The sequence below is a fragment of the Maritimimonas rapanae genome, assembly GCF_057837205.1.
The window spans coordinates 1,900,008-1,914,820 of record NZ_JBYQFI010000001.1 but is presented as its reverse complement, the minus strand read 5'-3'; the positions used below and the strand labels follow the sequence as shown (position 1 = coordinate 1,914,820).

The 14,813-nt window shown below is 33.6% G+C and carries 10 protein-coding genes and 13 tRNA genes; 4 read left to right on the top strand and 19 right to left on the bottom strand.

All coding sequences use genetic code 11. From position 1 onward, the window contains the following. Positions 1-49: 49 nt before the first annotated feature. The 14 genes from AC3IF2_RS09230 to AC3IF2_RS09165 form a co-directional block, all read right to left on the bottom strand. Positions 50-122: transfer RNA gene (locus AC3IF2_RS09230), tRNA-Arg, on the bottom strand. 7 nt (positions 123-129) lie between these two features. Next, positions 130-202 (bottom strand) — tRNA-Phe (locus tag AC3IF2_RS09225). Between the two features lie 5 nt (positions 203-207). Beyond that, a tRNA-His gene (locus AC3IF2_RS09220) sits at positions 208-278 on the bottom strand. A 7-nt stretch (positions 279-285) separates the two neighbouring features. After that, positions 286-357, bottom strand: a tRNA-Gln gene (locus AC3IF2_RS09215). A 5-nt stretch (positions 358-362) separates the two neighbouring features. Then, positions 363-436 (bottom strand) — tRNA-Leu (locus tag AC3IF2_RS09210). Between the two features lie 4 nt (positions 437-440). Continuing rightward, positions 441-514, bottom strand: a tRNA-Leu gene (locus AC3IF2_RS09205). Between the two features lie 11 nt (positions 515-525). Continuing rightward, positions 526-597 (bottom strand) — tRNA-Glu (locus AC3IF2_RS09200). A 6-nt stretch (positions 598-603) separates the two neighbouring features. Further along, positions 604-675: transfer RNA gene (locus tag AC3IF2_RS09195), tRNA-Pro, on the bottom strand. A gap of 73 nt (positions 676-748) precedes the next feature. Beyond that, positions 749-831 (bottom strand) — tRNA-Tyr (locus AC3IF2_RS09190). A gap of 5 nt (positions 832-836) precedes the next feature. Further along, positions 837-909: transfer RNA gene (locus AC3IF2_RS09185), tRNA-Cys, on the bottom strand. Positions 910-916: 7 nt separating this feature from the next. Further along, positions 917-1,006, bottom strand: a tRNA-Ser gene (locus tag AC3IF2_RS09180). Positions 1,007-1,010: 4 nt separating this feature from the next. Continuing rightward, a tRNA-Ser gene (locus AC3IF2_RS09175) sits at positions 1,011-1,097 on the bottom strand. Positions 1,098-1,765: 668 nt separating this feature from the next. Then, positions 1,766-2,380: a hypothetical protein gene (locus AC3IF2_RS09170; RefSeq protein WP_489166749.1), complete on the bottom strand. Its 615-nt coding sequence runs from the start codon at positions 2,378-2,380 to the stop codon at positions 1,766-1,768. After that, positions 2,322-3,716, bottom strand: coding sequence for an RtcB family protein (locus AC3IF2_RS09165; protein WP_489166748.1), 1,395 nt, complete (start codon positions 3,714-3,716; stop codon positions 2,322-2,324). The genes AC3IF2_RS09170 and AC3IF2_RS09165 overlap by 59 nt, the downstream gene beginning before the upstream one ends. A 162-nt stretch (positions 3,717-3,878) precedes the next feature. On the opposite strand from AC3IF2_RS09165, the gene AC3IF2_RS09160 reads away from it, so the two are divergent. Further along, entirely contained in the window at positions 3,879-4,901 is a 1,023-nt protein-coding gene (locus AC3IF2_RS09160) for a helix-turn-helix transcriptional regulator (protein ID WP_489166747.1), read from the top strand. A 128-nt stretch (positions 4,902-5,029) separates the two neighbouring features. On the opposite strand, the gene AC3IF2_RS09155 is transcribed toward AC3IF2_RS09160, so the two are convergent. After that, positions 5,030-5,103 (bottom strand) — tRNA-Asn (locus AC3IF2_RS09155). 185 nt (positions 5,104-5,288) lie between these two features. On the opposite strand from AC3IF2_RS09155, the gene AC3IF2_RS09150 reads away from it, so the two are divergent. Further along, positions 5,289-8,015 carry a 2-oxoglutarate dehydrogenase E1 component gene (locus AC3IF2_RS09150; protein WP_489166746.1) on the top strand — a complete coding sequence of 909 codons (2,727 nt, stop codon included), beginning with the start codon at positions 5,289-5,291 and terminating at the stop codon, positions 8,013-8,015. Positions 8,016-8,034: 19 nt separating this feature from the next. Then, positions 8,035-9,249, top strand: coding sequence for a 2-oxoglutarate dehydrogenase complex dihydrolipoyllysine-residue succinyltransferase (gene odhB / locus AC3IF2_RS09145; RefSeq protein ID WP_489166745.1), 1,215 nt, complete (start codon positions 8,035-8,037; stop codon positions 9,247-9,249). A 64-nt stretch (positions 9,250-9,313) separates the two neighbouring features. Here odhB and AC3IF2_RS09140 read toward each other — a convergent pair whose 3' ends face one another. Both AC3IF2_RS09140 and AC3IF2_RS09135 read right to left on the bottom strand, forming a co-directional pair. After that, a complete protein-coding gene (locus AC3IF2_RS09140) occupies positions 9,314-10,246 on the bottom strand; it encodes a pyridoxal-phosphate dependent enzyme (protein ID WP_489166919.1) in 933 nt (310 codons plus the stop codon). Next, positions 10,242-10,856 (bottom strand): DUF1684 domain-containing protein, encoded by a 615-nt coding sequence (locus AC3IF2_RS09135; RefSeq protein WP_489166744.1) that lies wholly within the window; start codon positions 10,854-10,856, stop codon positions 10,242-10,244. Before AC3IF2_RS09135 ends, AC3IF2_RS09140 begins: the two co-directional genes overlap by 5 nt. A 244-nt stretch (positions 10,857-11,100) precedes the next feature. Here AC3IF2_RS09135 and AC3IF2_RS09130 point away from each other — a divergent pair, with 244 nt between their 5' ends. Beyond that, the gene (locus AC3IF2_RS09130; RefSeq protein ID WP_489166743.1) at positions 11,101-12,330 is read left to right on the top strand and encodes an MDR family MFS transporter; all 1,230 of its coding nucleotides are present in this window, start codon (positions 11,101-11,103) and stop codon (positions 12,328-12,330) included. A 38-nt stretch (positions 12,331-12,368) separates the two neighbouring features. Here the strand turns inward: AC3IF2_RS09130 and AC3IF2_RS09125 are convergent, their stop codons facing one another. Together AC3IF2_RS09125 and AC3IF2_RS09120 are read right to left on the bottom strand one after the other, a co-directional pair. After that, positions 12,369-14,297: a CocE/NonD family hydrolase gene (locus AC3IF2_RS09125; RefSeq protein WP_489166742.1), complete on the bottom strand. Its 1,929-nt coding sequence runs from the start codon at positions 14,295-14,297 to the stop codon at positions 12,369-12,371. 63 nt (positions 14,298-14,360) lie between these two features. After that, positions 14,361-14,801 (bottom strand): Lrp/AsnC family transcriptional regulator, encoded by a 441-nt coding sequence (locus AC3IF2_RS09120; protein WP_489166741.1) that lies wholly within the window; start codon positions 14,799-14,801, stop codon positions 14,361-14,363. Between the last annotated feature and the right edge of the window lie 12 nt (positions 14,802-14,813).

Here is a 14,813-nt window from a genome sequence, read left to right as displayed (position 1 = left end):
CTCAACTACGCAATTATCTTGCGTAGATTAAAAAATGTTGTTTGCGCTGTAGGAATAGCAAGATTCGAACTCGCATCTTTGGGGTCGTAACCCAATATTCTATCCAATTGAACTATATTCCTTAATTAGTGGAACAAACAGGAATTGAACCTGTATCTTCGGAGCTTCAATCCGACGCATTGACCAACTTTGCTATTGTTCCATTTGGGTGACTTCGGGGCTCGAACCCTGTTCTTCTCATTCACAGTGAGGCGTTTTACCAAATAAACTAAAGTCACCATTTCGAAGACCTGATAGGATTCGAACCTATATTTCAAGAATCAAAATCTTGTATGCTAACCGTTACATTACAGGTCTATTTGTACTCCACCTTGGATTCGAACCAAGACTACACGGGGCTTAAACCCGATGCCTCTTCCAGTTGGGCTAGTGGAGCCTAGTATGGGGAGAGAGACTCGAACTCTCAAAATCCTGATTCTAAGTCAGGCGCGTTTGCCAATTTCGCCATCCCCACATTTGGTATTGTACTCTGTAGGGGAGTCGAACCCCTATTTCCTGATAGAAAGTCAGGCGTACTAGCCGTTATACGAACAGAGCAATTTGTCTGGGAAGCAGGGTTCGAACCTGCGACCTCCCGCGTCCAAGGCGGGTAAACAACCACCGTTATCTTCCCAGAAAGAGTACCACATCGTTATAGATTATAACTATAGTTATTCGAGAGACAGTCGAATATCTCATGTGGTACATGTGGAAGTGGTAGGACTCGAACCTACATGCTCCGAAGAGACCAGATTTACAGTCTGGTGAGCCAACCAATTGCTCAACACTTCCTCTTGAGACAAGGATGAGATTCGAACTCATAAATAACGGATTTGCAATCCACCGCCTTAACCATTCAGCCACCTTGTCTTTTTTTTGGCGGAGAGCAAAGGAATCGAACCTTCACCATTTTTACATGGACTTGATTAGCAGTCAAGCGTAACGAACCAGTATTTACCTACTCTCCAATGCAGAAGGAGTGGGAGTCGAACCCACACGAGTCATTATCTCCGAACACTTTTCAAGAGTGTGGCCACCACCTATTGGCTTGTCCTTCCAAATTTTACTCATAAAAAAAGCACCTCTTTTTCGGGAGGTGCTCTACTCATTATTGCGTTATATATTAAATCAAATCATAACATAAGTATTCTCCCTAAATCTAAACTTGCGTTGCTCATAACGATACAACAGCTCCAAGCGCTTCGGTGAACAAAGACATAAACTTGATGAAAAACTATGTTGCGAATGAGATTTCATTATCCTATTATTTGTTAATCTTTTCAACGTTGCAAATATGTAATCAATTTTTTAAATATACAAGAAAAAATAATTTAAAACATTGAATATCAATTACTTATATTAAAATAAAGCAATATTAGTCCTGTCCGTATTCAACGGATAATTATCATTTTTCACAATAGTCTGTCTCCCTGTTGTTTATCAATTATTTGCTATTTTTTATGCTTGTCTAACTTTTCATTTTGTTTTAAAAAAAATTCATAAAAAAAGCGCCCATTTTCATGGACGCCAATTATAATATTGTGTTTTTAAGTTTAGATCACCTCAAAAAATGATTAAAATAGACACGTAACGCCCTCTTTCGTCTAGGTAATTCTTGTACCCATCGATAGTCACACTGACTAAACAGTGATTTCGGTTCAGTATGTATCCTATTTTCTTTCATTTATTTTGCAAATATGAGATAATAACTAATATCAATCCAAATTTATTTCCAGAAGTGATACCATTTTTTAGAATTTTGAGCAACTTTTGGAACCTCCAGCTCTCCATTTATTAAAACATCCTTCTTACCTTCCAGTGAAAGCTTTTCAAATTTGGAAAGAATAGTTTGAGCTAATTCATGGGTGTAATTAACGATCTCTTTCTTATTTATAAACCCTTGTTTAGCCAAACTTATTTCATCTTCCAAACCATAAAAGGAATAAATCAGTTTATAATTTTTGTCCCAATCTTGATGAGAACTTATTCTTAAAACGATTTTCCATAGTTCTTCAATTTTCTCCTCTTGAATAAGCACTTGACAGTTCATTTCAATCATGTTTATTAAATATTCTTCATTGTCATAGTTTTTAAAACAAATTTTCTCTAGATCATATAGTGCATGTTTGCCCTTATAATTAAGACTAACTAATTCGAAAATGAAATCATCGTTCTCAAGATTATTAGTTATCTCTGAATTAGTATATACCCATTGTTCAAACTCCTGAACCGATATAACTCTTGAAACCGCCTTAAATATTTTATCCTTTATTAAGTCCATTTTAAGTACGACTTCTATTTTTTCGTTTTTGCTTCCAAGGCGCATTTTTCTTCCAGTCACCTGCCATTATACATCCATATGGGAGTACTTCATCAATCACTTTTCCTAGTCCAAACTCTTCCATTTGGTTTCTAACGGTTTCTGCATTTTTATAAGCGCTTGGCAACTCGGTAATATCAATTTCTTCAGAGAAAAATCTAACATCTAAACCTTTGGTTTCTTCATTGAAAATTTCTTCAAAAGTTCCTGATTTACTTTTTCTATGTTGAGTTCTGCTCACATTTCTACCAGCTCCGTGTGGTGCAAAGCCTAAATTTGATTTCGTTGTTTCACCTTGCACAATTAATACTGGCTCAGACATATTTAAAGGAATCAATCTCGGCCCTGTAATATCAGGCATAAACTTTTCATCAAGAGGCGTTGCTCCTTTAGCGTGGTAAAATAAATCACCATCTTTAAACACAAAATTATGTTCATTCCAAAATCTGTTATCCAATGTTACTCCTAATTTTTCTAAAGTAGCATTATGGATAACTTCATGGTTTCTTTTTGTCCATCTTCTGATAATCTGCAAAGCTTCCCAATATTGTTGACCTTCCTCAGTATCAAAAGGAATCCATGCATTTTGCTTCAAGGTGTTTGGAGATAATTCCTTTCTGAAACGCTCTGCGACTTTCATACCTTTAGAGTATAAATTCGCTCCAAACCCTCTACTTCCATGATGTGTAACCATCATTGTATTACCAGTATTTTTGGATTTGCCGATAAACAAAAAATGGTTTCCATCACCTTGAGTTCCTAAATGGGATCTAGCAGCTGAAATACACTTTTGATCATTCAGGAAATAGTTTGATTCTATCTCGGCCAATAAATCCATTGGGAAACGAAATTGAGTACTTCTATCACGTCCACCTGGTCCAAAATGTGTAATACCATGAGCAGCATTCAAAACATCTTTTGGATTAGCTTTACCAAAATCAGTTAACATTACCGAGCAGCAAATATCAGCACTGTGCATACCCGGATGAATTGCATTCTTAGCTACTACAACACCTCCTACTGGAATTGTTCCAGTTGATCCTGTTGGACAAGCATCAGGCATAATAGCACCATCTACTAAAGTTGGTGTTTTCATTAATACTTCCATCGTTTCTATAACAGAGTTTACATTAGTAACCTCTAATTCATTCTCAGCTTTAATATTAATTGAGAAAGGAACGCCGCTTTTATGTAATTCTATTGGGTCAGGAGATTTAAATTGCTCTAAATACGTATCTAAAGCTTTACCTTGTAATTGATTTTCATTAATGTATTCCAAGGCTTCTTTAAACCACTTCGCCGGTTTAAAACCTAATTCGATTAATGTGTTGCCATTTATGTTAACTCTATTCTTCATTTTTTTAAAACGTTAAGCTCCGTTGACTCCTCGTTCAACGGAGCGCTACTTAAAACCTGTTTAATTAGGCATATTTATAATACCGGCACAAAGATTTTAATCTACTGCGCAATTATTTTGCGTAGATAATAATTATTTTTATTTTTCAAAAAAAATACAACTATGGCATTAAATAAGAATGCTTTAATTCGGTATAAAACAATTGACAAATGTTTACAGAATAATAATAGGCAATGGACTCTTGATAATTTAATCGAAGCCTGCTCAGATGCTCTTTATGAGTATGAAGGAAGAGATACTAATGTGAGTAAAAGAACCATACAGTTAGATATTCAAATGATGCGTGGTGATAAGTTGGGATATAATGCTCCAATTGTGGTATATGACAAAAAGTATTATAAATATGAAGATGAAGATTTCTCAATTACGGATGTGCCATTGACTGAGAATGATATGAATGTCTTATCTGAAACTGTTGAGATGTTAAAACAATTCAAGGATTTTTCATTGTTTTCAGAGTTGGGAGGGATCATTCAACGATTAGAAGATAAAGTTTATTCTGAAAAAAATCAGGGAGCTTCAATTATTCATTTAGATAAAAATGAAGGATTAAAAGGATTAGAATACTTAGATACGTTATATCAAGCTATTCTAAAGAAAATTGTTTTAAAAATTAAATATCAGTCTTTTAAAGCAAGACAACCTTCTATATTAACATTCTATCCTTTTATTTTAAAGGAATTTAATAACCGCTGGTTTTTGGTGGGTAAAATTTCTACTAAAAATCCCATTGTAACATTAGCACTTGATCGAATATTGGAAATAGACTTTGATTTGAACATTCCTTTTTTAAAGGAAGAATTTAATGGCGATGAGTACTATAAGAATACTATTGGGGTTACCGTTATGAATGACGATCAACTATATAACGTAGTTTTAAAAATTGATCGATCAAATGCGCCTTATGTTTTAACTAAACCCTTTCATCACTCACAAAAAATTATTCAAAAGAATGACAATGGCAGTGTCATTATTAGTTTTTACGTTCATCTTAATTTTGAGCTTGAAAGATTAATTTTGGGTTTTGGAGATGCCTTAGAGGTTTTAGAGCCAAGAATGCTTCGCAAGCGAATTAGAAAAAAAATGGAAAGAGCTCATCAATTATATAACGGATCAGCAAATTAATTTTCTAGAAATTACTAAATTGCATTAAATAGCAACAAATGCTATGATTTAACTTCGTGAGTGCAAATTGAGTGCAAATGAAAAAAGACTTTGAAAGTAAAAAACTCTCAAAGCCTTTATTTATCTAGCTCCCCCTCTTGGGCTCGAACCAAGGACCCTCTGATTAACAGTCAGATGCTCTAACCAACTGAGCTAAGGAGGAATTTACAAAACCATTTTTCGTTTTGCGTGTGCAAATATAAATGTTTTTAGACTTTTTGCAAGCTTAAAAAACCTTTTTTTAATATTTTTTTAATAGAATATTTTACGTTTATTTAGTCATAGTTATTATTTCAAATAATTGTACTTTTGTTATAATTATTTTAAGCAATCAACCACTACTGAATAATGGATAGGTTTTCATTTTTAAATGCTGCACATACAGGTTTTATCTCAGATTTATATGATAAATATTTGATCAATCCTGATTCAGTTGAGCCTAGTTGGCGTAGTTTTTTTCAAGGGTACGATTTAGCAAATTCTAATTATTCCCTTAACGGAGAAGATAAAGCTACAGTAGAAGTTCCTGAGCATGTCCATAAGGAATTTAGAGTAATTGAATTGATAAATGGATATCGTTCAAGAGGACACCTATTTACAAGAACTAATCCTGTTCGTGAAAGAAGAAAATATGAGCCAACTCTCGACATTGAAAATTTTGGACTTACATCCAATGATTTAGATACTGTTTTTGATGCTGGTGAGATTTTAGGTATAGGTAACCAAAGTCTAAAGGAGATTATTCGACATCTAGAAGCAATTTATTGTGACTCTATAGGTGTGGAGTATATGTATATTAGAAAGCCTGATGAAATCAAATGGTGGCAAAGTAGATTAAATGAAAATGATAATCACCCCAATTTTGATGTAGAAAAGAAGAAATATATTCTATCAAAACTAAATCAAGCTGTAACTTTTGAGCAGTTTTTACAAACTAAATTTGTTGGTCAAAAACGTTTTTCTCTAGAAGGAGGCGAAGCTTTAATTCCAGCTATCAGCAATGTACTATACAAAGCAGTAAACGACTTTCAACTTGAAGAATGTGTATTAGGTATGGCCCACAGAGGTCGATTAAGCACCTTAATAAATGTATTTAGAAAACCGGTACGCGATCTATTTAGTGAATTTGAAGGCAAGGATTTTGAGGATGATAGTATAGATGGTGATGTAAAATATCATTTGGGTTTAACGTTAAACAAAACCTATCAAAACGGAAAGCAGATTAAAATGAATCTGTGCCCTAATCCTTCTCATTTAGAAACGGTAGATGCAGTTGTTGAGGGAATTACAAGAGCAAAAATTGATAGAAAGTATAATGGAGATTCTTCCAAAATATTACCAATATTAGTACATGGTGATGCAGCAATCGCTGGTCAAGGTATAGTATACGAAGTCATTCAAATGGCTCAATTAAATGGTTATAAAACTGGCGGTACCATTCATATTGTGGTCAATAATCAAATAGGTTTTACAACTAATTATTTAGATGCTAGATCTAGTACTTATTGTACAGATATTGGTAAGGTAACTCTGTCTCCGGTATTGCATGTAAATGCAGACGATGCCGAAGCTGTAGTACATGCAATAGAAATGGCTTTAGAATTTAGAATGCGTTTTAAGCGTGATGTTTTTATCGATTTACTCGGATACAGAAAGTATGGTCATAATGAAGGTGATGAACCTCGTTTTACGCAACCAAATTTATATAAGGCAATAGCAAAACATAAAAACCCTAGAGATATATATGCTGAACAATTAATTCAGCAAGGTATTATAGATGAGGATTATAAAAAGAAGATCATTGCTGATTTTAAAGCTATGCTCGAGGCTGAATATGTAAAGTCTAAAGAAGACCAAACTTCTAAGGTAGTTCCTTTTATGGAAAGTACTTGGAAAGGATATTCACGTCAAGGTGTAGAGGCAATGCTTTCTAAAACTGACACAAAATATTCCGATAAAAAATTAAAGAATATAGCTAAAATTGTATCTACTGTACCAGATGGTGTGAAGTTCTTACGTAAAGCCGAACGTATTTTGGCCGATAGAGCTAAGATGGTAGAAAATGATGTGATTGATTGGGGTATGGGAGAAACAATGGCTTATGGAAGTTTATTAGAAGAAGGTTACAATATTCGTATTTCGGGGCAAGATGTTGAGCGAGGTACATTTAGTCATCGTCACGCAATTTTGCGTGATGAAATTTCTGAAGATCGCATCAATCTATTAAATACAAATCCAGATAATAAAGGAGAGATGTATATCTATAATTCCTTATTATCTGAATACGGTGTCTTAGGTTTTGACTATGGTTATGCTATGGCTAACCCTGATACATTAACTATTTGGGAAGCCCAATTTGGTGATTTCTCTAATGGTGCTCAAATAATATTCGATCAGTATATTTCTGCTGCCGAGGACAAATGGAAAATGCAAAATGGTATCGTTGTATTATTACCACACGGTTACGAGGGTCAAGGTTCTGAACATTCTTCAGCTAGAATGGAACGCTATCTTCAATTGTGTGCCATAGATAATATGACAGTTGTAGATTGTACAACCCCAGCAAACTTCTATCATTTATTACGCCGTCAGATGAAGCGTAAGTTTAGAAAACCTTTAATTGTATTTACACCAAAGAGTTTACTAAGGCATCCTAAGGCAGTATCAACAATGAACGATTTTGCTAAAGGTGAATTCAAAGAAGTAATAGATGATACGGTTAATCCTGATAAAGTAAAAAAGCTAGTATTCTGTACAGGTAAGTTTTATTATGATTTATTGGCTGAACGTGAAAAGTTGGGAAGAGAAGATGTAGCGCTAGTAAGAATTGAGCAACTATTCCCATTACATACAGAGAAATTACAGCAAATTATAGATAGATATAAGAACGTAAAAGAATACGTTTGGGCACAAGAAGAGCCACAAAATATGGGTGCTTGGAGCTATATGTTACAGCGCTTTAATTTGGTTAAGCTAAATGTAGCTTCGAGACCGTTTTATGCAGTACCGGCTGCTGGTTCTAGTGCAAGATTTAAAAGAAGACATCAACGAGTTATAGATCAAGTTTTTGAATAAAAGAATAAAATAATAAACGATGGTTTTAGAAATGAAAGTCCCTTCTCCTGGGGAATCGATTACCGAAGTAGAAATAGCAACATGGTTAGTAGAAGATGGCGATTATGTTGAAAAAGATCAGGCTATTGCCGAAGTAGATTCAGATAAGGCTACTTTAGAATTGCCAGCAGAAGAGAGCGGAATTATAACGCTTAAAGCGGAAGAGGGAGACGCAGTAGCTGTGGGTGCAGTAGTATGTCTTATAGATACTAGCGCTGCTAAACCATCATCAAATGGAACTCCTGCAAAAGAAGAAAAAAAGGAAGAAGTAAAAGAAACTGTCTCTTCGAGCGCAGTCGAGAAGTCTGCAACTTATGCAACTGGAACTGCTTCACCAGCCGCAAAGAAAATTTTAGACGAAAAAGGAATAGCTGCTAGTACTGTAAAAGGCACCGGAAGAGATGGTAGAATTACAAAGGATGATGCGGTAAAAGCAACGCCAAGTATGGGTACACCATCAACAGGAGGAATAAGAGGAACAGAACGTAAAAAGTTATCAATGTTACGCCGTAAGGTTGCTGAGCGATTAGTTGCTGTAAAAAATGAAACAGCAATGTTAACTACATTTAATGAGGTTAATATGCAGCCAATTTTTGACCTGCGTAAAGAGTTTAAAGAAGATTTTAAAGCAAAGCATGGTGTTAGCCTAGGTTTTATGAGTTTCTTTACAAAGGCAGTTGTAAGGGCTTTACAATTATACCCTGATGTAAATTCTATGATCGATGGCGATTATAAAGTTTCTTATGATTTTCAAGATATATCGATTGCGGTTTCTGGTCCTAAAGGATTAATGGTTCCAGTAATTAGAAATGCAGAGAACTTAACCTTTAGAGGTGTAGAAGCAGAAGTAAAACGATTAGCTATTAGAGCACGTGAAGGCGAAATTACTATCGATGAAATGACAGGAGGTACATTTACTATTACCAATGGCGGTGTATTTGGCTCTATGTTGTCTACGCCAATTATCAATCCGCCTCAAAGTGCTATTTTAGGTATGCATAATATTGTAAATAGACCAATGGCTGTTGATGGACAAGTAGTGATTCAACCAGTAATGTATGTAGCATTGTCTTATGACCATAGAATTATAGATGGTCGCGAATCTGTAGGTTTCTTAGTAGCTGTTAAAGAAGCATTAGAAAACCCAATAGAATTGCTAATGGATAACGATACTAAAAAGGCATTAGAAATGTAATTTATCACTCTCTGAGCGAAGCGAAGAATTTTAAAACCCATAACATCCGTTATGGGTTTTGTTTTTAAAAAGGTAACTTTCTTAAATCCACGTTCCCACCTGAAAGTATAAGTCCAACCTTTTTACCTTTAAATTGAGCTTTATCTTTTAACACTACTGCTAAGGTAACTGCCGAAGAAGGCTCTACCATAATCTTCATACGTTCCCAAATAAGTTGCATGGCTTCTTTTATCTCATCTTCAGTCACTCTAATAATTTCTTTTACATGGTTGCTAATTACAGCAAAAGTAATATCCCCTAAAGATGTTTTTAAACCATCAGCTATTGTATTAATAGTATTGTTATATTCAATCTCACCACTTTGTAAAGATCGATAAGCATCATCAACTTCAAAAGGCTCCGCACCAATCACCTCACAATTGTTGGAAAAAGACAAAGCACTTAATGCTGTGCCAGAAACTAGTCCACCACCACCAACGGGTACAATTATACAGTCTAAATCAGGTTGATCTTCTAATAATTCTTTTCCTGCAGAAGCATTTCCTAAGATTACATTAAAATCATTAAACGGGTGTACAAAAGTAGCACCAGTTTCTTCTTGAATTTTCTGCGCTGTGGCTTGACGAGATTGTATGTTTGGTTCACACTCTGTAATAATACCATCATATCCTTTAACAGCGTCTTTTTTTACTTGAGGAGCATCACTAGGCATTACAATATGTGCTTTAATGTTCAAATTTTTAGCAGCTAAAGACAATGCCTGCGCAAAATTACCTGAAGAATGTGTAACAACACCTTTACGTTTTTGATCGTCTAATAATTGTAGAATTGCATTTGTAGCTCCACGCATTTTAAAAGCGCCCATTTTCTGAAAATTTTCGCATTTAAAATACAATTTGGCGTCAGCCATGTTATTAATCTGCTGAGAAGTTAATACTGGTGTATTGTGAATATATGGAGCTATTCTTTCCGCAGCAGCGATTATGTCATCTTTAATGTCCACTTATTTCATAATTTTTAATTCCTGCTTTAATAGGTATGTTTAATCGATTTTCTTTCGGTGGTATAGGGCAAGAGAATTTAGGGTTATATACGCAATATGGATTGTAAGACCTATTAAAATCTATAATTATTTTTCCTTCTGAAGGATATTCAGGCTCAATATATCTACCTCCACCATAACTTTCATCTCCAGACGTAGCATCTGTAAAAGGAATAAAAAGAGCATCATAAAAACTTGGAGAATCTTTATCCTTACATTGATACACCCTAAGTGTAACTTCTTTCCCATTAAGCTTAAAATTAGCAACTCCATAAGTAATATATAAGGGTTTACGATCTGTCGTCGTTGCCATTTCAAACAGTTTAGGATCTTTATTTAATTCAAAATCTGCTATAATTTTATAGGTAGAATCTATCGAGAAAAAACTCAAACTTCTAAACTCTTTAAAATCTTCTTCACTAAACGGAGTCGTTTCTTTATCGGAAAAATTTTTATTCATGTTGTATTGATACTCCTTAATAGAACTAACATAGTTATTCTCATTTGGTTTTTGAGCACAAGAAATTATAGATATGAAGATAAATAATGACAGTATTTTTTTCATTCTTTAAAAATAGCAATTAAAAAAATTGTTTTGTGAAATAATTTTGTAGTTTTGATTCATCAAATAATAAAAATGAAATTCTATACAACAAATATTAAAGTAAGATCACAGAAGTGTGTAAGAGCATTTTGCTGGTGTTTTAATTTGTTGTAACTATAAAGAAATAAATAATAACAATACAAATAAGACCCAGCTATAAGCTGGGTTTTTTAGTTTTATATAACCAAATTTATATCAATTAATCATGCAATTGATCAACTTTTTTAATGGAAAAATTTTACAGCCCTACCTAAATACATTTAAAGGTTTGTCTAGAGAAGTTTGGTGGCTAGCCTTAATAACTTTAATCAATAGGGCGGGCACTATGGTGATTCCGTTCTTGTCTTTGTATCTCACCAAACATCTTGGTTTTAGCTTAGGTAACGTAGGGTGGATTATGAGTGCCTTTGGATTAGGTTCTGTTGTAGGTTCATGGTTAGGTGGTAAGTTGACTGATAAAATTGGATATTATAGGGTGATGGCATTCAGCTTAATAGCTACTGGATTTTTATTTGTTGGATTACAATATTTACAAACGTTTGAAACTATTCTTTTAGGAATATTTCTGGTAATGCTTGTTGCAGATATGTTCAGACCAGCAATGTTTGTTGCTTTAAGTGCTTATAGTAAGACTGAAAATAAAACACGTTCAGTAACATTAATTCGTTTGGCAATAAATCTAGGGTTTTCTGCAGGCCCCGCTGTTGGTGGATTAATTATTACCTCTATAGGATATAATGGATTATTTTGGATAGATGGAGTTACATGCTTTTTAGCAGGTATTTTATTACTAAATGTACTACATCCTAAATCAGCTAGAATACAAGATGAAGTGAAAATTGATAATCCAATATCGGCATATAGTGATAAAGCATTTATACTGTTTTTAGCTGCGATGACATTATTTGGTTTTATTTTCTTGCAATATTTTTCAACAATACCGCTGTATTATAAAGATCAATCTTTAACTGAATTCGAAATAGGATTATTAATGGGTATGAACGGGTTTGTAATATTTTTGTTAGAAATGCCCTTTATTAAAAAATTAGAGGATGGTAAAAGATCAAAAGCAAATTTAATGATCCTTGGAGCAGTTTTAACTGGAGCAAGTTTTTTAATTTTAAACTTAAGTGGTTGGGTAGGCATATTAATAGTTGGTATGTTATTAATGACTGTTGGTGAAATGATATTATTTCCTTTTTCTAACTCTTTTGTTATGGATAGAGCTAAAAAAGGTAGACAAGGTGAGTTTATGGCTTTGTATAGTATCTCATTTTCTGTGGCTCATATTTTTGGTCATAATGTAGGGATGCAACTGGTTGACAAAGTAGGCTATGAAATGACATGGTATTTAATGACATTTCTTTCAATACTATGTATTCTAACCTTATGGCGATTGAATAACGTTACAAAAAGAGAAATTAAAAGTAATTGATATTAAAAGGTGGCTTTATAAAGTTATAAGGTCATCTTTTAGTTTAAAACAGAAAATTCTATAGCAGAGTTAGTAAAAATTGTATGTGTTTGTGTCTTAAAATCTTCTTCTTTTGCCTTAAAAATATTCGGTACAAAAGTTTGAGGATTTAAATCAATTAACGGAAACCATGTGCTTTGTACTTGTACTTGTAACTTGTGTCCTTTCTTAATAGTATGAAATACATCTTGTAATTTAATAGTTACCTCTGTCATTTTATTAGGTACGAATGGTTCAGGTTTAGAAAAACTATTTCTAAATTTACCACGCATTACTTCACTGCGAACCATTAAATGATAATTGCTCAACTTTAAATGATCTTGCATGCCTTCTTTTTGTTCCTCAACATCCGCAGGATGCACATCTATAATTTTTACGATCCAATCTGCATCGGTACCAGTAGTAGCTACTTTAAGCTTGGCTAAAATATCTCCAGCTAAAGTTAAATCTTCTTCTAAAACATTGGTTTCAAAAACTAATACGTCTGGACGCCTAGCCGCAAATCGTTGATCATCAGTCATATATTTTCTTGGAGTAAATACGGTTTTGATATCTTCAGAGTAAGGTACAGGACGTTTAATATCACTTATAAACTTAATTGGTTTGTTGCTATTTGACGAAGAATTTAATTTTTGATTTTCAGATAGAAACATAGTTTTTTTAGTACTATTTTCTGGCGGCCAACTTTCATAAGTTTTCCACTCTTTTTTACCAGAATCATATACGTAAGCTTCGGGTAATTTAGAATCTTTACTACCGTTACCTTTTAAGAAATGATTAAAGAATTTTGTTTCAATGTTTTCTTGATAAAACTCTGAAATAGAATCACCAAAATAATAATTACCAACAATATTTTTTCCTTTTGCTCTAGACCAAGCACCATGATCCCATGGGCCAAAAACAAGAGTGTTGTAATTTTTTGGATTGTATTTTTCAATGGTTTTATAGGTTTCTAGAGGGCCATATAGGTCTTCTGCATCAAACCAACCTCCAACGATCATCGTTGCTACAGACGGTTTAATATTTTTAAGATGCTGTATAATGCCTTTGCTTTGCCAAACACTGTCATAATTTGGATGTTCTACAAATTCTTTCCAAAAGAAATCATCGATATGGTCTTTACCCTTTACACTAGATATATCTAGCGACTCATATTGAAAATACTTGTTTAAATTACTTAAGGGGCCTGCATCTAAAAAGAATTGATATTGGTCTTGTGTACCAAGTTCAGGGAGTTTATACCAAGCAGAATCAATGGGTTTATCCTTTGGTGTACCAAACAATGGAATTGCTCTAAAATAGCTTAATAGAAAGGCACCATTATGATGAAAATCATCGAAATAGAAATCACCAATACAAGCTTGAGGTGAAACTGCTTTTAATGCAGGATGAGCATCAATTGTAGAATAGGTAGCATAAAACCCAGGATATGATACACCCCAAGTACCAACATTTCCATTATTATTATCAATATTCTTAACCAACCAATCTATGGTGTCGTAAGTATCTGAAGATTCATCTATATCTGTACTGTCTTTTTTATTAGGAATGTAAGCACGCATATTGTCATAAACACCTTCACTCATCCAACGGCCACGAACATCTTGGTATACAAAAATGTTTCCTTCTTCCATTAAGTGCTTATTCGGACCAATAGTTTCATGAAATTTATCTTCTCCGTAAGGTTGACAGCTATAGGGTGTACGTTTTAATAACAAAGGATAAGCTTTACTTTTGTCTTTAGGTGTATAAATGGTAGTATGTAATTTAATACCATCGCGCATTTCTATACTTACCTCTTGCTTATCGTAATTGTTTAGTACATAAGTGCTTGGTTTTGTTTCTACGCTTTTTATTTTAGGAAGGTCCTTTTTGGTACAGCTTATTAATAAAAAGATAATAAAAGTGAATTTTAATACTGTTTTCATAATTGGAGTTGAGGATGATATTGGATAAAAATACAAAAAGAAAACAAACTGAATAATAGATCTTTATATGGGTTTTATCTCTCTTTGATGAATTACTTGCGATAGAACAATTTGTGTTTTTGTTTCTCCGTAAGAGATGAGTTGATCTATAAAAGATTCGAGATGTTTTTGATCTTTAAGAACAACTTCCATAACAATATTTTCATTGCCTGTTACACGATAACAATTTACAACTTCGTTATACAATTTTACCTTTTCAAGGAAAGGTTTCAATTTACCCATAAAGGCTTTTAATGTAATAATAGCTTTAAACTGATACCCTAATTCTTTTGGCGACACAATAGTTTTATAGCTTTCAATGATGCCTGTATCTTCTAGTTTTTTTATACGTTCTGATACAGCTGGTGAACTAATACCTATTTTTTTACTGATGGCAGTATTTGTTTGCTTTGCATCTTCTTGCAGCAGTACTAGTATTTGTCGATTTATTTTATCTAAAATCATTTTGAATTTACA